Annotated in this window: 21 protein-coding genes; 11 read left to right on the top strand and 10 right to left on the bottom strand. The window is 74.2% G+C overall.

Going from position 1 to position 24,880, the window contains the following annotated elements; genetic code table 11:
- Nucleotides 1–136: 136 nt before the first annotated feature.
- Nucleotides 137–1,612, bottom strand: a complete 1,476-nt coding sequence (locus ACIRQY_RS03190; RefSeq protein WP_403922048.1) for an amidase family protein — start codon at nt 1,610–1,612, stop codon at nt 137–139.
- Nucleotides 1,613–1,925: 313 nt separating this feature from the next.
- Between ACIRQY_RS03190 and ACIRQY_RS03195 the strand changes: the two genes are divergently transcribed.
- The 8 genes from ACIRQY_RS03195 to ACIRQY_RS03230 all read left to right on the top strand — a co-directional run bounded on the left by ACIRQY_RS03195 (nt 1,926) and on the right by ACIRQY_RS03230 (nt 9,874).
- A complete protein-coding gene (locus tag ACIRQY_RS03195; protein WP_403922050.1) occupies nt 1,926–3,539 on the top strand; it encodes an ABC transporter substrate-binding protein in 1,614 nt (537 codons plus the stop codon).
- Nucleotides 3,536–4,528 (top strand): ABC transporter permease, encoded by a 993-nt coding sequence (locus tag ACIRQY_RS03200; protein ID WP_403922052.1) that lies wholly within the window; start codon nt 3,536–3,538, stop codon nt 4,526–4,528. The genes ACIRQY_RS03195 and ACIRQY_RS03200 overlap by 4 nt, the downstream gene beginning before the upstream one ends.
- Nucleotides 4,521–5,357, top strand: coding sequence for an ABC transporter permease (locus ACIRQY_RS03205; protein WP_403922054.1), 837 nt, complete (start codon nt 4,521–4,523; stop codon nt 5,355–5,357). Before ACIRQY_RS03200 ends, ACIRQY_RS03205 begins: the two co-directional genes overlap by 8 nt.
- A complete protein-coding gene (locus ACIRQY_RS03210; RefSeq protein ID WP_403922056.1) occupies nt 5,354–6,475 on the top strand; it encodes an ABC transporter ATP-binding protein in 1,122 nt (373 codons plus the stop codon). The genes ACIRQY_RS03205 and ACIRQY_RS03210 overlap by 4 nt, the downstream gene beginning before the upstream one ends.
- On the top strand, nt 6,468–7,139 hold the full coding sequence (locus ACIRQY_RS03215; protein ID WP_366440910.1) for an ATP-binding cassette domain-containing protein: 672 nt from the start codon (nt 6,468–6,470) through the stop codon (nt 7,137–7,139). Before ACIRQY_RS03210 ends, ACIRQY_RS03215 begins: the two co-directional genes overlap by 8 nt.
- 30 nt (nt 7,140–7,169) lie before the next feature.
- The gene (locus tag ACIRQY_RS03220) at nt 7,170–7,823 is read left to right on the top strand and encodes a hypothetical protein (RefSeq protein WP_351784439.1); all 654 of its coding nucleotides are present in this window, start codon (nt 7,170–7,172) and stop codon (nt 7,821–7,823) included.
- A gap of 150 nt (nt 7,824–7,973) precedes the next feature.
- Nucleotides 7,974–8,168 (top strand): hypothetical protein, encoded by a 195-nt coding sequence (locus tag ACIRQY_RS03225; protein WP_351784437.1) that lies wholly within the window; start codon nt 7,974–7,976, stop codon nt 8,166–8,168.
- A gap of 116 nt (nt 8,169–8,284) precedes the next feature.
- Complete coding sequence (locus tag ACIRQY_RS03230) at nt 8,285–9,874, top strand: hypothetical protein (RefSeq protein ID WP_403922059.1); 1,590 nt, start codon at nt 8,285–8,287, stop codon at nt 9,872–9,874.
- A 71-nt stretch (nt 9,875–9,945) separates the two neighbouring features.
- On the opposite strand, the gene ACIRQY_RS03235 is transcribed toward ACIRQY_RS03230, so the two are convergent.
- The 3 genes from ACIRQY_RS03235 to ACIRQY_RS03245 all read right to left on the bottom strand — a co-directional run bounded on the left by ACIRQY_RS03235 (nt 9,946) and on the right by ACIRQY_RS03245 (nt 12,268).
- Nucleotides 9,946–10,746: a VOC family protein gene (locus tag ACIRQY_RS03235; protein ID WP_403922061.1), complete on the bottom strand. Its 801-nt coding sequence runs from the start codon at nt 10,744–10,746 to the stop codon at nt 9,946–9,948.
- Between the two features lie 122 nt (nt 10,747–10,868).
- Nucleotides 10,869–11,795 carry a universal stress protein gene (locus tag ACIRQY_RS03240; protein ID WP_403922063.1) on the bottom strand — a complete coding sequence of 309 codons (927 nt, stop codon included), beginning with the start codon at nt 11,793–11,795 and terminating at the stop codon, nt 10,869–10,871.
- A 74-nt stretch (nt 11,796–11,869) separates the two neighbouring features.
- Nucleotides 11,870–12,268 carry a DUF5997 family protein gene (locus ACIRQY_RS03245; RefSeq protein WP_384852919.1) on the bottom strand — a complete coding sequence of 133 codons (399 nt, stop codon included), beginning with the start codon at nt 12,266–12,268 and terminating at the stop codon, nt 11,870–11,872.
- Nucleotides 12,269–12,331: 63 nt separating this feature from the next.
- Between ACIRQY_RS03245 and ACIRQY_RS03250 the strand changes: the two genes are divergently transcribed.
- Entirely contained in the window at nt 12,332–13,174 is an 843-nt protein-coding gene (locus tag ACIRQY_RS03250; RefSeq protein WP_403922066.1) for a LysR family substrate-binding domain-containing protein, read from the top strand.
- A gap of 89 nt (nt 13,175–13,263) precedes the next feature.
- Here the strand turns inward: ACIRQY_RS03250 and ACIRQY_RS03255 are convergent, their stop codons facing one another.
- The 4 genes from ACIRQY_RS03255 to ACIRQY_RS03270 form a co-directional block, all read right to left on the bottom strand.
- Nucleotides 13,264–14,928: an FAD-dependent oxidoreductase gene (locus ACIRQY_RS03255; protein WP_403922068.1), complete on the bottom strand. Its 1,665-nt coding sequence runs from the start codon at nt 14,926–14,928 to the stop codon at nt 13,264–13,266.
- A 61-nt stretch (nt 14,929–14,989) separates the two neighbouring features.
- Nucleotides 14,990–15,895, bottom strand: a complete 906-nt coding sequence (locus ACIRQY_RS03260; protein ID WP_351784425.1) for a diiron oxygenase — start codon at nt 15,893–15,895, stop codon at nt 14,990–14,992.
- A 391-nt stretch (nt 15,896–16,286) separates the two neighbouring features.
- Nucleotides 16,287–18,101, bottom strand: a complete 1,815-nt coding sequence (locus ACIRQY_RS03265; RefSeq protein WP_403922070.1) for a S8 family serine peptidase — start codon at nt 18,099–18,101, stop codon at nt 16,287–16,289.
- Between the two features lie 432 nt (nt 18,102–18,533).
- Nucleotides 18,534–19,001, bottom strand: coding sequence for a MarR family transcriptional regulator (locus ACIRQY_RS03270; protein ID WP_351784423.1), 468 nt, complete (start codon nt 18,999–19,001; stop codon nt 18,534–18,536).
- A 220-nt stretch (nt 19,002–19,221) separates the two neighbouring features.
- Here ACIRQY_RS03270 and ACIRQY_RS03275 point away from each other — a divergent pair, with 220 nt between their 5' ends.
- Entirely contained in the window at nt 19,222–20,688 is a 1,467-nt protein-coding gene (locus tag ACIRQY_RS03275) for an MFS transporter (protein WP_351784420.1), read from the top strand.
- Nucleotides 20,689–20,872: 184 nt separating this feature from the next.
- Here the strand turns inward: ACIRQY_RS03275 and ACIRQY_RS03280 are convergent, their stop codons facing one another.
- Together ACIRQY_RS03280 and ACIRQY_RS03285 are read right to left on the bottom strand one after the other, a co-directional pair.
- On the bottom strand, nt 20,873–21,691 hold the full coding sequence (locus ACIRQY_RS03280; protein ID WP_403922289.1) for a VOC family protein: 819 nt from the start codon (nt 21,689–21,691) through the stop codon (nt 20,873–20,875).
- A gap of 233 nt (nt 21,692–21,924) precedes the next feature.
- Complete coding sequence (locus tag ACIRQY_RS03285) at nt 21,925–22,848, bottom strand: MerR family transcriptional regulator (protein ID WP_403922073.1); 924 nt, start codon at nt 22,846–22,848, stop codon at nt 21,925–21,927.
- Nucleotides 22,849–23,032: 184 nt separating this feature from the next.
- Between ACIRQY_RS03285 and ACIRQY_RS03290 the strand changes: the two genes are divergently transcribed.
- Nucleotides 23,033–24,805 carry an alpha/beta hydrolase gene (locus ACIRQY_RS03290; RefSeq protein ID WP_403922075.1) on the top strand — a complete coding sequence of 591 codons (1,773 nt, stop codon included), beginning with the start codon at nt 23,033–23,035 and terminating at the stop codon, nt 24,803–24,805.
- The last annotated feature ends 75 nt before the right edge of the window (nt 24,806–24,880 follow it).

The following is a 24,880-nucleotide window of genomic DNA, read 5'->3' on the forward strand; positions in this document are numbered from 1 at the left end:
CCGAAACGCCTTCTGCGGCAAGGTACTTGTGCCGGACGCCCCAGCGCCGTACGGCCCCGCGGTGTGCCCGGCGTCCCGCCCGCCACGGCCGACGCCGGGGAAGCGGGTGGTCCGGCCTCCGCCGAGGTCCGGGCCCTCACCCGAGCAGTGCGGGGGCCCGGAGCGCGGGTGGAACGATACGGGCGAGGGCCTTAGCGGCGGCCACGACCTCGCGGTCGGCGAGGTACGGGCCGATGATCTGGACGGCCAGCGGCAGCCCCTCGGCGGTCCGCCCGGTCGGCAGCACCAGGGACGGCAGGCCCACCAGCGAGGCGAGATTCAGCCAGCTCGTCTGCTCGTAGTAGCCGCGCCGCACCCCGTCCACGGTGATGTGCCGGTCCTGGACGGCGACGGACGTCTGGTCCGGCACGGCGGCGGTCGGCGCGGCCGGGGTGATCAGCAGGTCGTGCGCCTCGAAGTACGCCTCCCACCCGGCCCGGAGGCCGTGCCGCTCCTCGTCGGCGCGCGCCCAGTCGCGGTGCCGCACGGTGCGCGACCTCAGATACGCGGCGGCGGGGGAGCCGTCGGGAACCGAGGCGGCGGCCTCGACCTCCGCCGCGAACACCTCGTCGGAAGCGGACGCGGCCGAGGTCGCGAACATCAGACGCCGGAACAGGTCGTCGCTCGCGGCGAAGCCGACCGGCCGGGACACCCCGTCCACCTCGGCACCCGCCCCGCGCACCGCGTGGACCACGCGCTCCAGCAGGTCCCGGGTCGCCGCGTCCACCCGGCAGTACGCGTCGTCGGCCCACACCCCGACGCGCTGCCCGCGCAGCGTCGTCCTGGTCGGCCCCGGCAGGTCGACGCGCCACGCGGCCCGGTCGGCGGGCGCGGGCGCGGCGAGCACGCCGAGCAGCAGGGCGAGGTCGTCGGCGTCCCGGGCGACCGGCCCGAGAGCGAGCATGTCCGAACCGGTGAGCCAGCCCGGCGGGCGCGGGACGTGCCCCCGGACGGGAACGACCGGCGCCGCGCCCCGCGAGGTGCGGAGCGCGAGCACACCGCAGTACGCGGCCGGGAGCCGGAGCGACCCGGCGAGGTCGGAGCCGACCTCCAGGGCGCTGACACCGATGGCGACGGCCGCCGCCGCGCCGCCCGAGGAGCCGCCCGCCGTGTGGGCGGGGGAGTGCGGGTTGACCGTCGTCCCGACGAGTGCGTTGGAGGTCTGGAGGTCCTGGCACATCGGCGGGACGTTCGACTTGCCGAGGACGACCGCCCCGGCCGCCCGCAGCAGCGCCACGGCGTCCGCGTCCCGCTCCGGTACGTGCTCCGCCAGGTCCGGGCTGCCGCACGTGGTCCGCAGTCCGGCGGTCTCCAGGGAGTCCTTGACCGTCATCGGCAGCCCGTGCAGCCGCCCCAGCGTGCGGCCGGTGTCCGCCAGGTGCCGGTCGGCCCGGTCGGCGGCGGCGCGCGCCCCGTCGGCGTCGAGGGTCACCAGGGCGTTGACGCCGGGGTTCACCTCGGCGTGGTGGGCCAGGACCTGGTCGAGGAGTTCCCGCGCGGTCACCGTACGGCGGCGCAGGGCGGCGAGCTGCGTCCGGGCGGTGGCGCGGTACAGGGCGGTGGGACGGTTCACGAAGAGGACTCCCGGTGCGACGGCGGACGGATCATCGTACGGAACGGCGGGCGGCACGCGCGGGAGCGCGCGGGGCGCGACCACGGGGAGCACAGCGGCCGGAGCCCGGAGCCCGGAGCCCGGAGTCTCAGCCCTGGAGCCCCTGGAGCCCCCGGAGCCGAGGGCGGTTCCACCGGCGGCACACGGCCCGGAGTGCCGCGAGTGGCCGGAACCTCCGTGCGTAAGGGGCCTCTGTGTCCCCTTTTCCTTACATACTGTTTAATTGCAAGCTGCTCGCAACAACAGTTGATCTCCAAGAAGAGGTGTGGCCACGATGACCGCCCGATCCTTCCGGCGTGCCGCCGCCGCGATACCCGCGGCGGCCGTCGCACTCACCGCGGCAGCCTGCTCGAACCCCGGCGCCGCCGGAGGCACCACCGGACCCAAGGATTCCGCGGTCGTCGGCATCGCCTACGAGCCCGAGAGCCTCAGCCCGCTCCTCGGCTACGGCAAGGACGGCAACTCCAAGATCTTCGACGGTCTCCTCGCCCTCGACGCCGGCATGAAGCTCACCCCGGCGCTCGCCACCGCGCTGCCCCGGATCAGCGACGACGGCCTCACGTACACGTACACCCTCCGCAAGGGGGTCACCTTCAGCGACGGCGTCCCCTTCACCGCGAAGGACGTCGTCTACACCTACCGGACGATCCTCGACCCGAAGACGAACAACGCCTCCCGCACCGAACTCGACGCCCTCAAGAGCGTCGACGCGGTCGGTGACGGCACCGTCGTCTTCCGGCTGAAGTACCCTTACGCGCCCTTCGCCCAGCGCACCGTCCAGGCCATCGCGCCCGAGCACGTCGCCGGGAAGCAGGACGTCAACACCGGGGCCTTCTCCGGCAAGCCGATCGGCACCGGCCCGTACGTCCTCACCGGCTGGTCCAAGGGCGAGAAGCTCACCTTCAAGGCCAACCCGACGTACTGGAACGGCGCGCCCGCGGTGAAGAAGTTCACCATGGCGATCATCAAGGACGACGACGTCCGCGCCACCCGGCTGCGCGCCGGGGACCTCGACGGCGCCATCCTGCCGCCCAACCTCGCCGCCGGGTTCAAGGACGACAAGGCCAGGAAGACCTGGACCGCGAAGACCTACGACTACCGCACGGTCACCCTCCCCACCCACCACCGGGTCACCGGCGACACCGCCGTCCGGCGCGCCCTCGACCTCGCCGTGGACCGCCAGGCCATGGTCGACAAGATCCTCGAAGGGGCCGGGAAGCCCGCCTACGGGCCCGTCCCCACCGACAGCCCCTGGTTCGCCAAGGGCACCGAACGCCGCCACGACCTCGCCGGGGCGCAGAAGATCCTCGACGAGGCGGGCTGGAAGCCCGGCCCCGACGGCGTCCGCGTCAAGGACGGCGTCCGCGCCGCCTTCCCGCTCTGGTACCTCTCCGGCGACAAGCTCCGCCAGGACCACGCCCTCGCCTACGCCTCCGACGCCAAGAAGGCGGGCATCGACATCACCGCCCAGGCCGGGACCTGGGAGGTCATCGAGCCCCGGATGAAGACCGACGCCGTCCTCGCGGGCGGCGGCTCCCCCGGCGACCCCGACTTCGACCAGTACCTCCTGCTGAAGTCCAGCCTCGCCGGGGACGGCTTCAACAACATGGCCTGGTACGCCAACGGGACCGTCGACCGCGCGCTGGAGGACGGGCGCCGCACCGACGACCCCGCCCAGCGGCGCGCCGCGTACGACACGATCCAGCGCGAACTGGTCAAGAACCCCGGCTACACCTTCCTCACCCACATCGACCACCTCTACGTCGTGAACGACGCCTGGGACGGACTCAGCACCCAGACCGAGCCCCACGACCACGGTCTCGCCTCCGGCCCCTGGTGGAACGTCGAGGACTGGAAGCCGAAGAAGACCGGAACGAACGCGAAGTGAGCCGCCGCCTCCCCTGGGGGGCCATGGCCCGGATGACGGGACGGCGCGCCCTGGCCGCCGTCCCCGTCCTCCTCGGCGTCACCCTCGCGGTGTTCGCCGTGGCCGAGGCGTCCCCCTTCGACCCCGTCAAGGCGTACGCGGGGACCGCGGGACTCACCGCCTCGCAGGAGAACCTCGACCAGCTCCGCGCCAACCTCGGCGTGGACCGGCCCCTCCTCACCCGCTGGTGGGAATGGCTCACCTCCGCCCTCACCGGCGACCTCGGCGACTCCTCCGTGATGCGCCGCCCCGTCGCCGAGGTCGTCGGCGAACGGCTCGGCTGGTCCGTCCTCCTCGCCGTCACCGCCTTCCTCGTCGCCATCGCGCTCGGCACCTTCCTCGGAGTCCTCGCCGGACGCCGCAGGGGCGGTCTCGTCGACCGGGCCGTCAGCTCCGTCGCGTACACCCTGGAAGCGGCCCCCGCCTTCTGGCTGGGCCTCCTCGCCATCTGGTTCTTCGCCCTGCGACTGGGCGTGCTGCCCGCCGGCGGCCTCACCGACACCGCCAGCGACACCGTCACCTTCGACCAGGTCGCCCGGCACCTGGTGCTGCCCGCGCTCGTCCTCGGCGTCTCGCAGCTGCCCTGGTTCTTCCTGTACGTGCGCCAGGGCGTCGGCGACGCGCTCGACGAGGACCCCGTGCGCGGCGCCCGCGCCCGGGGCCTGAGCGAACGCGCCGTCCTCACCGGCCACGCGCTGCGCTCCGGAATGCTGCCGATGCTCACCCTCGTCGGCTCCCGCGTCCCCGAACTCATCACCGGAGCCCTCCTCGTGGAGACCGTCTTCAGCTGGCCCGGGATCGCCGCCGCCACCGTCCAGGCGGCGACCTCCGTCGACTTCCCGCTGCTGGCCGCGCTCACCGTCCTCGCGACCGCCGCCGTCCTCGCCGGGAACCTGCTCTCCGACCTCCTGTACGGACTCGCGGACCCGAGGGTGGGCTTCGATGGCTGACCCGCGCACCCACCGCCTGCGGTTCTGGAGCTCCGCCGTCGTCGTCGGCGCGGTCCTCCTCGCCGTCCTGCTCGTCCCCCCGCTGGTCCAGCTCGACGAACAGGCCGTCGACCTCTCCCGCAAGCTCCTCCCGCCGTCCTGGGAGCACCCCTTCGGCACCGACGACCTCGGGCGCGACCTGCTCCTGCGCTGCGTCTACGGCCTGCGGATCTCCCTGCTCGTCGGACTGGTCGCGGCCCTCGTCGCGACCGTCGTCGGCACGGCCGTCGGCGCCGCCGCCGGAGCGCTCGGCGGCTGGACCGACCGCTGTCTGATGCGGCTCGTCGACGCCTTCTCGTCCGTGCCGCACCTGCTCCTCGGCATCTTCGTGGTCGCCCTCTTCCGGCCGGGGGTCTGGCCCGTGATCGCCTCCGTCGCCGTCACCCACTGGCTCTCCACCGCCCGCATCGTGCGCTCCGAGGTGCTCTCCCTGCGCACCCGGCCGTTCGTCGACGCGGCGGTCTCCGGCGGCGCCGGACGGTGGCGGGTCGCCGTCCGGCACCTGCTGCCCGCCGTACTGCCGCAGGCGGGGCTCGCCGCCGTCCTGATGGTCCCGCACGCCATGTGGCACGAGTCCGCCCTGTCCTTCCTCGGGCTCGGACTGCCGAGCCACCAGGCCAGCCTCGGCAATCTGGTGCAGAACGCGCGCTCCTCGCTCCTCGCCGGGTACGGCTGGCCCACGCTCTTCCCCGGCCTGCTGCTCATCGTGCCGACCCTCGCCATCGCCGGACTCGCCGGAGTGTGGCGCGACCGGCTCAACCCGCGCCGCCGATCGGAGCTGATGCTGTGAACGGCCCCACCACCCCCGAGAACTCCACCACCCCCCGGGGCGCCGCCACTCGGACCGACCCCGCGGACCCCACCGGGCACCCGGCCCCCACCACCGCCGCCCGCCGTCCCGGCGGCGACCTCCTCCGCGCCCTCGACGCGGTCTCCGCCGAGCGCGCCGGGGACGCCGTCCTCAGCGTCCGTGACCTCACCGTCCGCTTCCGGCTGCGCGGCGGCCGGACCGTCGCCGCCGTCACCGGCGCCGACTTCGACCTCGGCGCGGGCGAGTGCCTGGCCCTCGTCGGCGAGAGCGGCTGCGGCAAGTCCGTCCTCGCCTCCGCCCTCCTCGGCCTGCTGCCGGGCAACGCCGAGGCCTCCGGCTCCGCCCTCCTCGCGGGCGCCGGGGACCGGGACGGTGTCGATCTGATCACCGCCGACGAGAAGACCCTCGCGCGCACGGTGAGGGGCCGCCGCGTCGGCCTCGTACCGCAGAGCCCCGCCGCCCACCTCACCCCCGTCCGCACGGTCCGCTCCCAGCTGGAAGAGACCGTCCGCGCCCTCACCGGCACCGCCCGCAGGGCCCGCCGCGCGGCGGCCGAGGACGCCGCCGACCGCGCCGCCTTCCCCGCCGGGCACCTGGACCGGTACCCGCACGAACTCTCCGGCGGCCTCGCCCAGCGCGCCGCCACCGCCCTCGCCCTCATCGGCGGCGCGCCGCTGCTCATCGCCGACGAACCCACCACCGGACTCGACCGCGACCTCGTCGAGCGCACCGCGGACGAACTGCGCCGCCACGCCGACGACGGCCGCGCCCTGCTCCTCATCACCCACGACCTGACCGCCGCCGCGCGGATCGCCGACCGCGTCGCCGTCATGTACGCGGGCCGCATCGTCGAGATCGCCCCCGCCCACCGCTTCTTCGGCACGGCGGGCCCCCGCCACCCCTACGCCCGGGGCCTCCTCGACGCCCTGCCCGACCGGGCGTTCATCCCGATCCCCGGGATGCCCCCGGAGCTGTCGGACCTGCCCGACGGCTGCGCCTTCGCCGCCCGCTGCCCCCGCGCCGGGGAAGCCTGCGCCGTCCGGCCGGAGTTCACCGCAGGCGTCGCCTGCCACCACCCGGAGCGCCCCCGTGCTTGAACTCGACTCCGTCACCGCCGGATACGAGCGCCGTGCCCCCGTCTTCCGGGGCGCCTCGCTCACCGTCGCCCCCGGCGAGTCCGTCGGACTGCTCGGCCCCAGCGGCTGCGGCAAGTCCACCCTCGCCCGGGTCGCCGCCCTCCTGCACCGCCCCGACGCGGGCCGTCTCGTCCTCGACGGCACCGAGGTCCGGGCCTGGCGGCACCGCGCCCCGCGCGCCCTGCGGACCTCCGTCGGCGTGGTCTTCCAGCAGCCCCGGACCGCCGCCGACCCCCGGCTGACCCTCGCCGACCTGCTCGTCGAGCCGCTCCGCGCCACCGGCCGCCGCGCCGAGGCCGCCGGGCGCCTCGCGGAACTCGCCCCGGCGGTCGGCCTCACCCCCGACCTGCTGGTCCGCCGCCCGCACGAGGTCAGCGACGGACAGCTCCAGCGGGCCTGCCTGGGCCGCGCCCTGGCCCTGCGCCCCCGCTGGCTGATCTGCGACGAGATGACCGCCATGCTCGACGCCTCCACCACGGCGGCGCTCGTCGCCGCCGTCGAGGGCTACCGGGCCGAGACCGGCGCCGGGCTCCTCGCCGTCGGCCACGACCGGGTCCTGCTGCGCCGCTGGTGCGACCGTACGGTGGACTGGGCCGACTGCCTGCCCGCCGAGGAGACCCCGTGACCGAGGAGACCCCGTGACCGAGGAGACCCCGTGACCGGGACGCCGGACCCCTGGCCCCGCGCCGCCGAGGACGACCCCCTCGACGGGCTGAGGGCCGCGCTCCTCGAAGCCCCCTGCGGCTACGAGCCCGCGCGGGGCTACGAGGACCACTGCTGGCTCCTCCACGGCATCCACGACGGTCCGGTACGACTCCGCTGGGACGAGGTCCTGTCGCGGGCCGGCCGACGCCTCACCGACTGGCCGGGCACCCTCTCGTACCTGGTCTTCGAGGACGTGACGGGCGCGGACGAACTCGACGGGCCCGACCCGGCGGAGCTGGACCGCGTCTCCCTGGCCCGGCTCGTCGAGCACCTCGTCCGGCAGTCGCCCGGGGGACCCGACACCCGCTGCGGCGCGGCCCAGGCACCCGTCGCGACGCTGCCCGGCGAGACGCTCCTGGCCCGGCGCGGCAGGCTCGGCGACACCCTCGCCCACCACGACGCCGCGCCCGACTTCTTCTTCCCCGCCACCTGGTGGGCCGCCGACGGGCACTGGCTGGTCGTGACCGACCACGATCTGAACGCCACCCAGGTCTTCGGCGACACCGCGCTGATCGAGGCGCTGCTCGCCGACCCCGGGCTCGACGCCGTCCGTCGGCCGACCGTCGCGGAGACCTTCGCGGCCCTGCGCGCCTCCGGCGACTGATCGCGCCCGCGTTCCGCCTGCGTTCACCCGATTTCAACCGTGTTCCACCCGTATGGCCGCCCCGCCGTCCACCCGGACGAACCTCCTTTTCCGCCACAATGTCCGCCGAACGCCGCAATTCAGCTGCGGCAGAAGGAGGACGTGAGGCCGATGGTCGTTTCCCTTTCCGTCGTGGTGCTGCTGCTGATCCTGGCCACGGTCTTCCTGCGGGGCGGCGGGCTCAAGGTCAGCCATGCCGTCGTCTGCGCACTGCTCGGCTTCTTCCTCGCCGGGACCGGCATGGCGCCCACCATCCACCACGGGGTCGCCGCCACCGCCGACCTGGTCTCCAGCATCCGGCCCTGAGCGTTGCGGCACCGTGAACCGCCCGTGAAACCCGGGCGGATGCCATGTACATCTCAGATCCTCGGGCCTAGCGTCGGCCGCCGGCGCGACAGACGCAGGCAACCCGAGGAGCCACCGTGAGCCCCCACCCAACCCGAGGACGAGCGCGCACCCTGGTGCTCGCCACCGCGCTCGGCGCGATCCTCCTGACCGGCGCCGCGCCCGTGGCCCAGGCCGAGGAGATTCCCCTCGCCCCCGGCCACCGGCTCGTGGAGCACTACGAGGGCGCCCCCGCGACCGCGCTCCCGGTGCCGGGGAAGGGCCCCGCCCAGCACCCGTACCTCGCCCCCAACGGACGCAGCGGCATGCACGCCGACGGCGCGGGCAGCGGCACCCACCCCCACCCGGGGCCGCTCGGCCGTGCCCCGGGCGTCACCAGCGAGAAGATCGCCCCGGTCGGCGGCGAGTGCGCCACCGTCACCTTCGACTCCGGCGGCAGGCTCGTCACCGTCTGCGGCACCTTCAGCGGCTTCCTCCTGAAGCTGCTGGACCCGCGCACCCTGGACACCCTCGCCGAGTACAAGTTGCCGCAGCGCTCCTCCACCGTCGAGGCGATCACCCGCCTCGACTTCGAGAAGATCTTCAAGGACACCTCGGGGGGCGCCTACTTCTACCTCGACGAGCGGGACCGGGTCGTCCTCGCCGATTCCCGGCAGCACATCCAGCGCCTGTCGCATCGTCAGAAGCCGGACGGGTCGTGGGAGTTCGTCGTCGAGGACGACTGGGACCTGACCTCGCTCGTGCCGCACGACTGCGTCACCTGGACGAACCTGTTCCCCAGTGGCGTCTGTGATCCCGTCACCTCCGTCATGCCGGACTGGGAGGGCCGCATCTGGTGGGTGACCCGGCTCGGCCGGGTCGGCACCGTCGATCCGGCCACCGGGAGGCTGCGCGCGGTACGCCTCGCGGGCGAGGAGATCCAGAACTCCTTCTCCGTCGCCGAGGACGGCGTCTCGCTCGTCACCGACCACGCCCTGTACTCCTTCGAAGCCGATGCCGACGGTGTCCCGCGCGTGCGGTGGCGGGAGGCGTACGACCGGGGGACCGGCACCAAGCCCGGCTCGGTGAACCAGGGTTCGGGCACCACCCCCGATCTGTTCGGCGTCCACGACGAGTACGTCGCCATCACCGACAACGCCGACGAGCGGATGAACGTCCTCGTCTACCGCAGGGGCGCCGACACCCCCGAGGGCGGACGGCTGGTCTGCAAGGTCCCGGTCTTCGGGCGCGGCGCCTCCACCACCGACAACTCCCTGATCAGCTGGGGCAACAGCCTCGTCGTCGAGAACAACTACGGTTACGAGAACCCGAGCACGCTCCTCCTCGGCCGCAGTGTCGTCGGCGGCGCCACCCGGATCGACGTCCGCGCCGACGGCAGCGGCTGCGACACCGTCTGGGAGAGCGACGTCCGCTCGCCCTCGACCGTGCCGAAGCTCTCCACCGTCAACGGACTGCTCTACTTCTACGAGAAGCGCCCCAACTCCTGGGGCATCGACGCCTGGTACCTCACCGCCGTCGACTTCCGCACCGGCCGCCGGGCCTTCAGCCGCTTCACCGGCACCGGACTCTCCTACGACAACAACTGGGCGCCGATCACCCTCGGCCCCGACGGCACCGCCTACGTGGGGGTCTTCAACGGCATCGTGGCCGTCCGCGACACCGCCTGATCCCCGCACGGCACACATGAAGGCCGCCCCCGGGCCTCGGATCCGGGGCGGCCTTCACGCGGGGCCGGGGCTCAGACCAGCTCGGGCATCTCGCCGACGGTGGTCTTCGCGTCGATCACGGCGAACGGGGCGCCCTGCGGGTCGAGGACCGCCGCGAAGCGGCCGAACGGGCTGTCCATCGGCCCGAACACCTTCCGCCCGCCGAGACGTTCGGCGGCCTCGACGGCCTTGTCGCAGTTGTCGACGGCGAAGTACAGCTGCACGTACGAGGGGACCTCCGGCGGGAAGTCCTCCGCCGACATCACCATCCGTCCGAGGACCGGCTGCGGACCGCCGAGGTCGAAGAGCCGGTAGTCCATGTGCTCGTCCTTGATCTTCTTGCTGCCGTAGCCGAAGACCTCCGTGAAGAACGCGTCGGACTTCGCCGGTTCCCGGGTGAAGACCTCCGCCCAGGTGTACGAGCCGGTCTCGCCCTCCAGTTCGAAGCCTTCGTGCCGACCGGCCTGCCAGACACCGAACGTGACGCCCGCCGGGTCCTGTGCGAGGCACATCGAGCCGAAGTCGCCGACCTGCATCGGCTCCATCAGGACGGTGCCGCCCGCGCTCCGGATCTTCTCCGCCGTCGCCGCGACATCGGGCGAGGCCAGATACAGACACCAGGCCGACTGGGCCTCGCCGTCCTGGCCGGGCATGGGCGGGACGACCGCCGCGACGGCCTTGCCGTTCTTGTAGGCCTGGGTGTAGTTGCCGTATTCGGAGGAAGACTCGCCGAACGTCCAGCCGAGCACGTCCCCGTAGAAGGTCTTGGCGCCCTCCAGGTCGGTGAACATCGCGTCGGTCCAGACCGGTGTGCCTTCAGGTCGTGCGGCCATGACGGTGACTCCCACTTCCGATTCGATGACGTGTTCCTGTGAGCCACGCTAGTCACGCTCGCCCCGGAGCGCGCGGTGGCACACGGTCACGCTAATCGAACTGGTAATCGAATGTGAGGGAATCAGGCAGACGGCCCCGGAGGAACCACGGCTACCGGGCAGTACGCGTGCTGGAGCACCGCGTGCGTGACCGAACCCAGGAGGAGGGAACCGAAGCGGTGCCGGTGATGGCGCCCCACCACGACGAGCCCGGCGTCCCGCGAGCCCTCCACGAGCCGCCCCGCCGCGTCCCCCGGCACCACCGAGGCCGCGAGTCCGACCCCCGGCCACCGCTCCGCGAACGGCGCGAGCCGCGCCGTCTGCTCCCGCTCCGCCTCCCGCAGGATCTCCTCCGTGTCGTCCTCGAACGGCAGCGGCGGCGGCACCTGGAGCGCGGGGGAGGGGGCCGCGAGGAGCGCGCCCGGCTGCGGCGGGATCCGGAAGGCGGTCACCACCTCCAGCGGTACGCCCCGCTGGTGCGCCGCCCCGAAGGCGAAGGCCACCACCGCGTCCGGGGTCTCGTCGGCGGCCAGCCCCAGCAGCACCCGGCCCGCCCCCGCCCCGCTCTCCAGGGCCGCCGTGCGCGCTTCGTGCGGGACGACGACGAGGGGGCAGGGCGCGGTGGCGGCGAGGGTCCGTCCGGCCGAGCCGAGCAGCAGGGTGGCGAAGCCGCCGTGCCCCCGGGACCCGGTCACCAGGAGCCGGGCGTCCCGGGACGCCGCAGTCAGGGCCTCGGTCACGGTCCCGTCCAGGGGTGCGTACCGCACGGGAACGCGGTGCCCGCGTTCCTCCACGACGGTCCGCACGGCGCGCAGCACGGTGTCCGGCTGCTCCGGGGTGCCGCCCGGGGAGGCGGCCGGAACCGCGCCGGACCGGACGTGGGCCACGACCAGCGGCGACCCCAGACCCTCGGCGGAACCCAGGGCCCATTCCAGGGCCCGCAGACTGTGCGCGGAACCGTCCACGCCGACGACGACCGGCGGCTCGGGCGCGGTGCTCGTGTCACTCATGCGGGAATGCCTCCCGCGCGCGCCCGTCCGCCACACCGGTCAGGACCGGCCGTGACCGGTCCCGGGGGAGACGGTCAGGCCTCCTGCTGGCGGGTGGCCCGCTCCGCGTCGCGCTCCTTGATGCGGACGGTCTCCTTGCGGACCTCCAGCTGAGTGTTGCGCTCCTTGCGCAGCCACTCGGGGAACTCCTGCTTGAGGGCTTCGATCTGCTCGGTGGTGAGGGGCTCGGTGATGCCTCCGCGCGCGAGACCGGCGATGGAGACGCCCAGCTTCTGCGCGACCACCGGACGGGGGTGCGGGCCGTTCTTGCGGAGCTCCTGGAGCCAGGCGGGCGGGTTCGACTGGAGCTCGTTCAGCTCGGAGCGCGAGACGACACCCTCCTGGAAATCGGCGGGGGTGGCCTCGAGGTACACACCCAGCTTCTTCGCCGCGGTGGCGGGCTTCATCGTCTGGGTGCTCTGGTGCGACGTCATGGGTCAAGGGTATCGAGCGCCCGGACGAACTCCGACCACGGCTGCTACCGGTAACCTGGCGGAGTGACAGGCTCGGACGCTTCCCCCTCAGACCTCGCTTCGGATTCCCCCTCCGGCGCCCCCTCCTTCCGGCTGGCGTACGTCCCCGGGGTGACCCCCTCGAAGTGGGTGCGGGTCTGGCACGAGCGGCTGCCCGACGTGTCCCTCGGGCTGCTCCCCGTGACGCCCGCCGAGGCCTTCGGGGCGCTCCGGGACGGCACGGCCGACGCCGGTCTCGTCCGGCTCCCCGTCGACGGCGACGACCTCAGCGCGATCCCGCTCTACACGGAGACCACGGTCGTGGTCGTCCCCAAGGACCACGCGTTCACCGCCGTCGAGGAGCTCACGGCGGACGACCTCGCCGGGGAACTGGTGCTGCACCCCCTCGACGACACCCTGGGCTGGGAGCGGCCGCCGGGCCTCGCGGCGAACGAGCGCCCGGCGACCACCGCCGACGCGATCGAGCTGGTCGCGGCGGGCGTGGGCGTGCTCGCCGTACCGCAGTCCGTGGCCCGGCTGCACCACCGCAAGGACCTCACCTACCGGACGCTCGTGGACGTCGCCCAGTCGCGGGTGGGTCTCGCCTGGCCCGCCGCCGACGAGGCGCCCGACCTGGTGGAGGAGTTCATCGGGATTGTGCGGGGCCGCACCGTGAACAGCACCCGGGGGCGTCGCGCCGAGGCCCTGAAGGGCCAGAAGCAGCCGAAGGAGCGGAAGGGCGGCGGCCGGAAACAGGCCGATCCCGCCCGGTCGGGGAAGTCCGGCGGCGGCGCCCGGACGGCCGGTCGGCCCGCGGCCCGCAAGGGCGGCGGCACCGGCGGCTCCGGGAAGGGCCGCACCGGCGGCAAGCCGCGCCGGAAGTCCTGAGCGGCCCGCTCCGTACGCGGACCTGGCGGGCGGGCACGGCCGACCCGGAAGGATGGACGGGCGGGCGCGGCCCGTCCGTCCTTCCGTGATCAGCCCCCGGGCCGCCAGCGGCCGCGCCGCGCCGCCGCGAGCAGCTCCGGGACCGTGGCCAGCTTGACCCGGGGCCGCCCCTGCGCCCGGCCCCTGGCCCGTTCGGTCCGCTCGATGGCCGCGAGGCCCCGCGCGTCGACCACCTGTCCGCCGCGGCCCCTGACCAGCCTGCGGAACTCCCTCTCGGTGCCCGTGGGCGTCGGCAGCGCGCCGCCGACCGCGTCCGCGAGGAGGGTCCCGACCGTCTCCCCGGCGCAGCTCCGGTTGGCCCCGATGCCTCCGGTGGGACCGCGTTTGATCCAGCCGACGACATAGCTCCCGGGCAGCCCGGTGACGCGCCCGGCGGTGTGCGGCACCGTTCCGGTGGCCTGGTCGAAGGGCAGCCCCGGCAGCGGGACGCCCCGGTGGCCGATGGCGCGGACGAGGAGTCCCGCCCCGATCTCCGTACCCCCGGGAGAGCCGCGGCCGGTGACCCGGACCGCGTGGACGCGGTGCTCCCCGAGCACTTCGACGGGAGCCGAGTGGAAGCGGAGGACGATCCGGCGGCGGCCGGGCGCGGGGGGCCGTGTCCAGTCCACCGTCTCGCGGGCGACCCCGTGGAGCAGGGCGCCCTTCTCCCCGGCCCCGGCGGTGTCCACGGCCGTGCCGGTGCGCGGGTCGTGGTCGTCGACGACCAGGTCGACACCCGGCAGGTGCCGCAGGGCGAGGAGTTCGGAGGTCGTGTACGCGGCTTCGCCGGGGCCCCGGCGGGCCAGCAGGACGACCTCGCGGACGGGGTCGGCGCGCAGGGCGGCCAGGGCGTGGTCGGCGATGTCGGTGCGGGCGAGGGCGGCCGGGTCGGAGAGGAGGACGCGGGCCACGTCGAGGGCCACGTTGCCGTTGCCGACGACGAGGACCCGTGCGCCCGGGGAGGGGAGCCGGACGGCGTCCGGACCGGTCTCGGGGTGTGCGTTGTACCAGGACACCAGGGAGGTCGCCGGGACGCTGCCCGGCAGGTTCTCGCCGGGAATGCCGAGCCGCCGGTCGGCGGGCGCGCCGACCGCGTACACCACGGCGTCGTGGTGCGCGGAGAGCTCCGCGGCGGTCACGTCCCGGCCGACCCGCAGGCCGAGCCGCAGCCGGACCCGGGGATGGGAGTGGAAGCGGGCGAGGGTCTCCCCGGCCCCCTTGGTGGCGGGGTGGTCGGGTGCCACGCCGTGGCGGAGGAGTCCTCCGGCCACCGGCAGCCGGTCGATCAGCGTCACCTCGGACGGGGTGTGGAGGAGCAGGTCCTCGACGGCGTACATGCCCGCGGGCCCGGTGCCGACGACGGCGACGCGCAGCGGTGGGAAGTCGGCGGGCAGCGAGCGGTGGAAGACGGGTTCCCCCCAGGGGTGGAGGGTGGGTGGCGCGGCGGGCGGCGCGGGCGGCCGGTCGGCGTAGTGGGCGGCGTTGATCCCCTCGTACACGGCGAGCGGTCCGGTCAGCCGGTCCACGGGAAGGATCGCGTCCACCGGGCAGGCGTCGGCGCAGGCACCGCAGTCGATGCAGGCCCGGGGGTCCACGTACAGCATCTCCGTGGTGCCGAAGCCGGGCTCCTCCGGCGTCGGGTGGATGCAGTTGACCGGGCATACGGCGACACAGGTGGCGTCACTGCAGCAGGTCTGGGTGATGGCGTAGGTCATGGTGTCGGCTCCGCTCCGCTCGTCGGGGCTGCTCGTCGGTCCGTCCGTGCCGCGCTACGGCTCAGAGGAGGTGGGCGCGCCGGTAGAAGAAGAGCGCGGGACGGGTCAGCATGCCGACGTCGGAGAGGAACTCCATCAGCCCGGCGCAACTGGCGCGGAGCCGCGACCTGTAGTGCTCGTTCGCGGCGGCTTCGCGGCGGGCGCGCTCCCGGTCGAGCCCGGCGCGCTCGTACACCTCCGGGTTCACCAGGCTGGTGACGATGTGGTACGCGGCGACGGCGACCACGAGCGCCTGGAAGTGGCGGCGGGCGCGGCCCGCGCGGGCGAGGCGGCGGCGGGTCTCGTCCCGGGCGAACCTCATGTGCCGGGACTCCTCGACGACATGGATGTTGTTGATCGTGCGGACGAAGGGGACCACCCGCTCGTCGCGCATCCAGTCGCGCTGCATGACGTCGAGGACCTCCTCGGCGACCAGGATGCCCGCGTACGCGGCCTCGCCGAAGCCGACGGTCTTGATGAGGCGGCCGAGTTCGAGGACCGTGCGGCGGGGCCGGTAGGGCGGCGCCCCGAGCTTCTGGGACCCGCGCGCGAACATGATGGAGTGCCGGCACTCGTCGGCGATCTCGGTGAGGGCCCACTGGAAGCGGGGGTCGGTGTGGTCCATGAGGTAGATGTCGCGGAGCATCATCTGCTGGAGGATCATCTCGAACCAGATGCCGGTGCTGGCGACGGAGGCGGACTCCTGCCGGGTCAGCTCCTTGCGCTGCTCCTCGGTCATCTCCCGCCAGTACGCGGTGCCGTAGAGGCTGTTCCACTCGGGGCTCTGGCCGTGGAAGTCCTTGTCGAGCGGGGTGTCCCAGTCGACCTCGACGGCGGGGTCGTAGGAGAGCGCGGCGGCCGACCTGAGCAGCCGCTCGGCGACGTCGTCCTGGTCGCGGCCGCCGGTGCGGGCGGTGCTCCTTGCCATGGTGCGGCTCCTCGGGTCGCGGGTGCGCCGGTCCTGACTCTTGTTAGACATCGTGTCTAGCAAGCTTGTTGGACGGAACGTACAACAAGGGTGCCGTGCGGGCCTACCCCTCGGTAAGGACCAATTCCCCGAAGGGAGTTCGGCGGGGCGCGGCCGGGCATGCGAACGGGGCCGGAGCCCGTCGGCTCCGGCCCCGTCCGGGGGTCACATGCTGCTAGCGCGTGTTTCGAGAGTCCCGCCTGCCTGGCGACGCCTGGCACGCACGCTCGCCGCGTTGTCGGGATCACCCCGATACCACCAGTATCGGGGTGACCCTCCGCCTTGCGATCGCACGCACCGGACGCCGCCAGGCCTGCCCTTCGGGCAGACGACGCTACTTTCGAAACACGCGCTAGAAGGTGAGGTTCCAGGCGTCGATCTTGCCCGAGTCCTGTGCCGCGTTGTCGTTCACACGCAGCTTCCACACCCCGTTCGCCACCTCGGAGGAGGCGTTGACGGTGTAGGTCTGGAGGATGTTGTCCGTACCGCTGCCCGTCCGGTTGTGCAGGACGTACACGGTGCCGTCCGGCGCGACCAGGTCGACCTTCAGGTCACCGATGTAGGTGTGCTTGACGTCCACGCCCACCTTCAGGGCGGCCGGGGCGTTGCCCGTCACACCGCTGACCGTGATCGCGCTCTCGACCGTCGCGTTGTCGACGATCGTGACGTCCGCGAGGTTCTCGAAGTACGCCCCGGGCTGCGGGGTCGTCCCGCCGACGGCCTTCAGGGCGTCGACGGCGCCCTCGCCGAAGAAACCATTCTTCGCCGTGGTGCCCTTGCAGCGGGTGTCCGAGGGGCACGCCCGGTCCGTGGCCTGCGTGCCCAGCTGGTCCCGGATCTGCGCCGGGGTGAACGTCGGGTTCACGCTCGCGATCAGCGCGGCGACACCCGCGACGTGCGGGGACGCCATCGACGTCCCGCTCATCGTGCCGTACTTGCCGCCGGGGAGCGTCGAGTAGACACCGGTGGCGCCGTCACCGCCCGGAGCCGCGATGTCGATCACGCCGTTGCCGAGGTTCGAGTACGAGGACTTGGCGCCGCCGCTGCCCTGCGCGGCGACCGTCACCACGCCCGGCAGCTCCGTCGGGATGTCGATGCACGCGTTGGTGATGGTGCGGGTGACCGGCGTCGAGTCGTTGGGGCTCTCGGAGTCGGTCGTCTTGTTCGCCAGGTCGTAGTTGGAGTTGCCCGCGGCGGCCACCTGGAGCGAACCCTTGCCCTCGGCGTACTCCTGCGCCCGGCGGACGCCCTCGATGATGGCGGCCTGGTCCACGTTGTCCGGGCAGTTGAACTGCCACGGGTCCGTGTAGTAGCTGTTGTTCGTGACCTTGAAGCCGTGGTCACCGGCCCATATGAAGCCGCAGATCGTGTTCTCCGCGAAGAACAGGCTGCTGGTCGGCTCCGCGATGCGGACCGAGGATATCTTCACGCCGGGCGCGACGCCTATGACGCCCTTGCCGTTCTTCGCCGCCGCGACCGTGCCCGCGACGTGCGTGCCGTGGGTGCCGACGTCCCGCCAGGCACCGGCGCGGGTGTCCGCCTTGCCGTAGGCGCAGGAGGCCGAGTCGGCGGCGTTGAAGTTGGGCGCGATGTCCTGGTGCTGGTCGTCCACACCGGTGTCGAGGATGCCGACCTTCACCGAGGCCGAACCGGTGGTGACGGCCCAGGCCTGCTCGGCCTTGATCTGCGTCATGTCCCAGCGGTTGGACTCGGTCAGCGTCGTCGTCGACTGCGCCGGGTTCGCCGGGAGCGCCGGGTTGTAGGCGTCGGCCGGGACGTCCGAGGTCCTGGTCGCCCCGACCTGCTGGACACCGCCGACGGCGCGCATCGAGGAGGCGAACGTCGCGGACGTCGAGTGCGCCACGATCACGCCGATCGCGTCGTACGTGGCGAAGACCGAACCGCCGCTGGTCGCCACGGCGCCGCTCACCGCGGCGGTGCCGCCGGGTGCCGTGATCACCAGGTAGGCGCGGGTGCCCGCGGCCCAGGCGGCGGGCGCCGCGGCCTTCGCCACCGGGGCGGGCTGCGCCGCCGTCGCGGAGCGGGGCGCTACGGGCGCGGTGTCCGTGGGGGCCGCGTGGACGGGAGTGGCGAGGGCCACGGCCGTCCCGAGGGCGGCGACGGCGACGGCCGACGTTCTCAACCGGCTGGATATGTGGGAAAACAATGCGTCCTCCGATGACCCGGTGGCGCGGGTGGCGCCTGCCGGGTCCTGTGATGTGTGGGGTGGACGCAAGATCCCAGAATCACGGACCGGAGGGAAGGGTTCTGCCCGAGAAGTCTGTTCGCGTTACGCACTGTTGACCGCACACAGGGTGACGCGGCCCGATGGGATGCGATCCGTGACGGGCGGGCGGCGTCTCCTCGGCGCCGCCGTCCCCCCTCACCGGGGGCTGCTCGACCGTACGGACCGGGGTCGCCGATCAGGCCGGAGCAGCCGAGCAGCCGAGCGGGCGCACCGCGGCTCGCCCCGGCCTGGTGCTCGGCGCCTGGCGGGGGCGGCGGGGACGGCGGGGTGCGGACGCGGTGGCCGCGCGCGTGCGGCTCGCGGTGACGGTGCCGGGCACGGCGCCGAGGGCCGTCGTGAGGTGACGGCTCCTCAGGGGCGCGGCCAGGGGCGGCCTTCGAGCCGCTCGATGTCCCGGTTGAAGCGTTCGAGGAACTCGGCGAACCGGGCCACGTCCTCGGGCGCCCAGTGCTCCATGACCCGTTCGAGGCCCGCGATGTTGGCGGTGCGGTCGTCCTCCAGGCGCCGCTCGCCCTCCTCGGTGATGCGGAACTTGCGGGCGATGCCGCCGTCCGGATCGGGGATGCGCTCCACGACCCCGGCGCGGAGCATCGCGGCCGTCTGCCGGTTGAGGGTCGAGGCGTCGAGCCCGAAGGCCTCGCTGAGCTGACCGATGGACATCGGTCCGTGGATGTGGATGCGGCTCAGCAGGACGTAGGCGCTGCGGTCGAGATTGCCGCCGCCCGCCCGGGAGCGGGGTGCGTAGAGATGGGCGTGCCGCCCGAGCAGCATGGTCTCGAACTCGACCAGACGGGTGGGCTTGTCCACGGGCTTGTCCATGGGCACATTCTCTCCCGAGGCGAGACCATATGCATCATACATAATTTGTGCATGAAGCAATTAATGTGCATCATGCATATGAAGCTCCTGGGGGCGGCGTCCCTGAGGCGGCTCGGGAGCAGCCCGAAGCAGCCCCCGAGGCAGTCGTGAAGCAGTCGTGGAAGACGGTCGTGGAAGACGGTCGTCAGGAATCAAGCGTGAAGAACAAGAGGGAGAACCCGTGGACGTCACCAAGCCCGACGCCCGACCAGGAGGTGTCGTCGGCGTCCTCGCGCTCGCGGGCATCGTGGCCGCGCTCATGCAGACCCTGGTCGTACCGCTCATCGGCGACCTCCCCCGGCTGCTCGGCACCACCGCGTCCGACGCCTCCTGGGTGATCACCGCCACCCTCCTCGCGGGCGCCGTCGCCACCCCCGTCGCCGGACGCCTCGGTGACACCCTCGGCAAACGGCGCGTCCTGCTCGTCTCCGTGATCCCGCTCGTCGTCGGCTCCGTGGTCTGCGCCCTCTCCTCCTCCCTCCTCCCGATGATCGTGGGACGCGGACTCCAGGGCCTCGGCATGGGCGTCGTCCCGCTCGGCATCAGCCTGCTCCGCGACATCCTCCCGCCCGCGAAGCTCGGCGGCTCCATCGCCCTCATGAGCGCCTCCATGGGCGTCGGCGGCGCCCTCGGGCTGCCCTTCTCCGCAGCCGTCGCCGAGAACGCCAGCTGGCGGGTGCTCTTCTGGGTCGCCGCCGGACTCAGCGCCCTCGTCGGCGTCCTCATCTGGCGCGTCGCCCCCGCCGGCCGCCGCACTCCCGCCGCCGGGCGCTTCGACCTCCTCGGCGCGCTCGGCCTCGGCGTCGGCCTCGTCGCCCTGCTGCTCGCCGTCTCCAAGGGCGCCAACTGGGGCTGGGGCAGCGGCACCACCCTCGGCCTCTTCGCCGTCGCCGCCGTCGTGCTGCTCGGCTGGGGCGCCTGGGAGCTGCGCATCGCCGAACCCCTCGTCGACCTCCGCGTCACCGTCCGCCCGGTCGTCCTCATGACCAACCTGGCGTCGATCCTCGTCGGATTCGCCATGTACGCCCAGTCCCTGGTCGTCCCCCAGCTGTTCCAGCTCCCCGAGGCCACCGGCTACGGCCTCGGCCAGTCGATGATGGCCATGGGCCTGTGGATGGCCCCCGCGGGCCTGATGATGATGGTCCTCGCCCCGCTCGGCGCCAAGCTCTCCGCCGCCCGCGGTCCGAAGGTGACGCTCTCCCTCGGGGCCCTCGTCATCGCCGCCGGGTACGGCTCCGCGTTCGTCCTCATGGGCAGCACCTGGGGCCTGCTGCTCGTCACCCTCGTCTGCAACACCGGCGTCGGACTCGCCTACGGGGCCATGCCCGCCCTCATCATGGGCGCCGTCCCGCAGGAGGAGACCGCCTCCGCGAACAGCTTCAACACCCTGATGCGCTCCATCGGCACCTCCGTCTCCGCCGCCGTCATCGGCGTGGTCCTCGCCCAGATGACCACCACTCTCGGCGGCCACGCGCTGCCCTCCGAGAACGCCTTCCGCGTCGCCGTGCTCATCGGCTGCGGAGTCGGCCTGGTGGCCGCCGCCGTCGCCGCGCTCATCCCCACCCGTACGGCGGCCGGTCCCGCCGACGCCCGTACCGGCACGGACCCCGGGGCCGCGCCGCGCACCGCCACGGAGGCCACCGCCTGACCGGCACCGACGGGCGGCGGCCCACCCGCCCGGGGGCGGACCGCCCGCACCGGCCCCCTCCGGCCCCCTCCGGGGCCGGGGCCACCACCCGGCCATCGGCCGTCGCCCACCGGCTCCGCCCGCACCGGGGCAGCCCGGCCCCGAGCCGCCCCGGCCACTCCCGGGGGCCCGGCCACCGGGCGCCTCAGGGGTGCGGCCCGGCCGCCTCAAGGGTGAAGAGCGCCCCCTCCGGATCGCGCACCACCACCGGACCGCGCCCGGCGGGGCCGCGCACCCCGCCCCAGTCCCCGCCCGGCACCACCGAACCCCCGTGGGCCACGACCGCCTCCCGCGCCACCTCCGGATCGGGCACCCGGAACCGTACGAGCCAGCGGGGACGCAGCTGCGGCTGTGGCGCGGTGGCCTCCACGGGGCCGCTGTTCAACCGGGCGACGGCCTCCCCGCCGCGCCGCAGCACCACCTTGTCCTCCTCGTACGACACCTCGAAGCCCCCCGGCCCGCCGTCCGCCCAGCGGAACACCTCCCCGTAGAACACGGCCGCCTCGAAGGCGTCCCGGGTGTGCAGTTCCAGCCAGGCGGGCGCGGTCCGCTCACCCAGATGCCAGGGGGTCTCCGCCCGCCCCTGCCACACCCCGAACGACGCCCCCTCCCGGTCCGTCGCCAGCGCCGCCCGCCCGTGCGGAGGGAAGGGCACCGGGCCCACCCCCACCGTGCCGCCCCGCTCCCGCACGCGCGCCACCGCCGCGTCGGCGTCCGCCACGGCGAAGAACGCCGTCCACGCCACCGGCACCGACAGTTCCGCCGCCACCCCCGCGATCCCGGCCACCGGCACCCCGTCCCGTTCACCCACCGCGTACGCGCGCTCCCCTTCGCCCCGCCGGAACGTCCAGCCGAGCACCGCCCCGTAGAACCGCTCCGCCGCCTCCAGATCGCGTGCGGTCAGACCCAGCCAGCACGGCGCTCCCACCGTCTTCCCGGTCGTCGGCCCCGACACCGGCACCACCTCCTCGTCGTCCAGCGCGCTGCGTGCGCCGTGCGCCCCTTCCCCTCCCCGCCGCCCCGCACGCGCCCGTTCCCCCGACTGCCGCCGATCACCACACGCCCGGGTACGACCGTCCATGACCCCGAGGGACACCGTCCGGGTCATGGACGGCCACCGGATCACCTTGCGGGAAGCCCCCACGACAGGCACGGAGAACCGCCCCGCACGCCGACCGCCACGGCTCCGGAGGGACCTCAGGCGGTCCGCTCACCGACCTGGGCCCGCAGCGAGGCGCAGAGCCGGTGGTGCAGCAGGCCGAGGACCGGCTCGTCGGGCCCGAAAAGCACGGGCGCCAGCTTCCAGTACCGGACCATCAGGGGCCCCTCGTGCGCGGCGAGCAGTTCCGTCAGCCGGACCCGGAACGCCGGGGTGTCACGGACCCCGAGCGCCCGCGCGTAGGCGCCGACGAACCCGTCGAGGACCTCCGCCCCCGCCGCGTCCCGCCCGGCCCGCACCGCGTCCCAGGCCGCCCCGTACACCTCGGCGAGACCCTCGTACAGCACGGCGGGCCGGTACTCCCCGTCCGGCAGCGGCCGGGCCGCCCGCAGCTCCGCCGCGCCCAGGCCCGCCCCGGACACCAGCGCGTGCAGCCGGGCGAAGGCCAGGACCTGCTCCGGCGTCGGCTCCGCGGGCGCGCCCGGCACCACCGCGTCGAGGACCGACGACACCACCCGGCCCGGCAGCCGCACCGGCAGGACACGGCGCCAGAACCGGGCCAGGACCGTCGTGTCGGGCGGCACGGACACCGCGCCGAGCAGCCGCAGCCGCTCGCTCCGCCGCCCCTCCGGCGCATCCCGCACCAGCCGTAGCGACGCCTCCCGCCAGCGCAGCTCCGCCAGCCGGTCGCCCACCTCGCGCAACTGCTCCGACACGGCGTCCTCCAGGGCCTCGGGGCCGTCCAGGGCCCGCCCCACCTCGGGCACCGGCAGGTCGAGGGCGCGCAGCGAGCGGATGAGGAGGAGCCGGTCGAGGGCCTCCGGCCCGTATCTGCGGTGGCCGCCGGAGCTGCGCGCGGCCTCCGGCAGCAGCCCCCGGTCGGAGTAGTGGCGCACGGTCTTCACGGTGGCCCCGGCGCGCTCGGCCAGTTCACCGATGCTCCACAGCCCGTCGATCGGCACGACGTGATCCCCCCTCGGGGCCCGGGGCCCCGCGTACACCTCTGTCGGTCGGCTCCAGTGTGCGCCACCGCTCCGGCCTTGAATCTCCCGCAGGGGGAGTTCCTACGGTGGGCGCCCCGGGACCGCCGACGGCTCCGGGACCCGGCCCCGCCGCGAGGGGCCCGTGAGAGACGAGGAGACGGACATGACCGCTTTCGTACTGGTGCCCGGTGCCTTCACCGACGGCCGGGTGTGGGACGCGACGGCCGCCGCCCTGAGGGCCGAGGGCGCGGAGGCCCACCCCGTGACCCTGCCGGGCCTCGGCCCCGGAGCGGGGAACGGCGACGCCCGGCCGGGGAGCGGAGCCTCCGGCGCGGGGAGCGGTGGCGCGGGTGCGAGCGCCGCGGAGGCGGAGGCGGAGGCGGACGCGGCGGACGGGGACACGGGTGCAGGGACGACCGTCCCCCGTACCGGAGCCTCTGAAGCCGGAGCCCGAGCCGATGGCGGCGCCGCTCGAACCGGAGCCGTTGACCCCGGTACCGGAGCCGGTGACTCCCGTACGAGAGCCGCTGACCCCGGTGCTGGAGACCCGGCCCCCGGGCGCGTCGGTCCCGAGGAGCACACCGACTTCCTCGTGCGGCTCCTCGACCGGCTCGACGCCCCCGAGGTCGTCCTCGTCGGACACGGGTACGGGCTCCACCCGGCGTACGCCGCCGCCGGAGCGCGCCCCGGACGGGTCGCCCGGATCGTCGCCGTCGACACGCTCCTGCCCCGGGACGGACAGGTCGCCGTGGACGCCCTGCCTGACCCCGGGGTCCGCGATCTGGTCACCGGCGGCGCCGGGACCGTACCGCCGCCGGAGCCGGGCGGCTGGGAGCGGTGGGGCAGCACGGCTGACCTCCCCGCCGAGGCCCTCGAACGGCTGGAGCGCGGGGCCGTCCCGCACCCGGCGGACACCCTCACCCGCCCCTTCCCCCCGGCCGGGGCGGCCGGGGCGCTGCCGGTCACCGGCGTCCTGTGCGGCGGCAACGGGTCGAGCCTCGACCTGCTGCGGATGCTCGTCGCGTCCGGCCCCCCGCAGTTCCGGGCGTTCGCCGACGAGCGGATGCGCTTCCTCGAACTGCCCACCGGGCACTGGCCGATGCTCTCCGACCCCGCCGCGCTCGCCCGGGCGCTGCTGCGGGCGGCGGCCGGGGAGGGCGACCGGGTCACCGCCCCGGAGCGCCCCACCGGCACCGACCCCGGCACCGACCCGTACGACCTGCCGTTCCTCCTCGACCTGCCCGAGGGGCCGCGCGAACGTACGGGCCGCCACGACCTGCACCTGCCCGCCGGGGCGCGGCCCGGCGACCGGCCCCGGCCCGCGATCGTCTTCGTCCACGGCGGACCCGTCGAGGCCGACCGGCGGCCCACCCCGCGCGACACCCCGTTCTACCTCGGCTACGGCCGCTACGCGGCGGAACTCGGCGCGATCGGGGTGACCCTGGACCACCGGCTGCACGGCCTCGGCGACTACCCCAGGGCCGCCGAGGACGTCGCCGCGACCGTCGCCGCCGTCCGCGCCGACCCCCGGGTGGACCCTGACCGGATCGCGCTCTGGTTCTTCTCCGGCGGCGGGCTCCTGATGGCCGACTGGCTCGCCGCGCCCCCGCCGTGGCTGCGCTGCCTGGCCGCGAACTACCCCGTCCTCGCGCCGCTCACCGGCTGGCGGGCCGTGCACGACCGGTTCCGTCCGGCCGCCGCCCCGGGCACGGCGGCCGGACCGCCGCTCGTCCTGACCCGGGCCGGGCGCGAGCACCCGGCGTTCGCGGCGACGGTCGAGGAGTACCTGGCCGCCGCCGCGTCGAGCGGTGCCGAGGTCGAGATCGTGGACGTGCCGAACGGCCGCCACTCCTTCGAACTCGTCGACCGCACCGACGAGTCCCGCGCAGCCGTGGAACGGGCCATGCGGGCCGTCCTGGCCCGGCTCACGGACTGAGCGGACTGAGTGCACTGAGCGGACCGAGCGGACCGAGCGGTACCGGCCCCGCCCCCGTCGGGGCCGGTACGGCCG

This window comes from Streptomyces sp. NPDC101490, assembly GCF_044767145.1.
Taxonomy (GTDB): Bacteria; Actinomycetota; Actinomycetes; order Streptomycetales; family Streptomycetaceae; genus Streptomyces.

What these genes read in the sequence shown, in the direction of transcription:
- ACIRQY_RS03240 (WP_403922063.1), bottom strand. Translation starts at nt 11,795, where the DNA reads ATGAGTGACACGAGCACCGCGCCCGAGCCGCCGGTCGTCGTCGGCGTG.
- ACIRQY_RS03255 (WP_403922068.1), bottom strand. Translation starts at nt 14,928, where the DNA reads ATGACCTACGCCATCACCCAGACCTGCTGCAGTGACGCCACCTGTGTC.
- ACIRQY_RS03235 (WP_403922061.1), bottom strand. Translation starts at nt 10,746, where the DNA reads ATGGCCGCACGACCTGAAGGCACACCGGTCTGGACCGACGCGATGTTC.
- ACIRQY_RS03195 (WP_403922050.1), top strand. Translation starts at nt 1,926, where the DNA reads ATGACCGCCCGATCCTTCCGGCGTGCCGCCGCCGCGATACCCGCGGCG.
- ACIRQY_RS03245 (WP_384852919.1), bottom strand. Translation starts at nt 12,268, where the DNA reads ATGACGTCGCACCAGAGCACCCAGACGATGAAGCCCGCCACCGCGGCG.
- ACIRQY_RS03205 (WP_403922054.1), top strand. Translation starts at nt 4,521, where the DNA reads ATGGCTGACCCGCGCACCCACCGCCTGCGGTTCTGGAGCTCCGCCGTC.
- ACIRQY_RS03270 (WP_351784423.1), bottom strand. Translation starts at nt 19,001, where the DNA reads ATGGACAAGCCCGTGGACAAGCCCACCCGTCTGGTCGAGTTCGAGACC.
- ACIRQY_RS03260 (WP_351784425.1), bottom strand. Translation starts at nt 15,895, where the DNA reads ATGGCAAGGAGCACCGCCCGCACCGGCGGCCGCGACCAGGACGACGTC.
- ACIRQY_RS03290 (WP_403922075.1), top strand. Translation starts at nt 23,033, where the DNA reads ATGACCGCTTTCGTACTGGTGCCCGGTGCCTTCACCGACGGCCGGGTG.
- ACIRQY_RS03225 (WP_351784437.1), top strand. Translation starts at nt 7,974, where the DNA reads ATGGTCGTTTCCCTTTCCGTCGTGGTGCTGCTGCTGATCCTGGCCACG.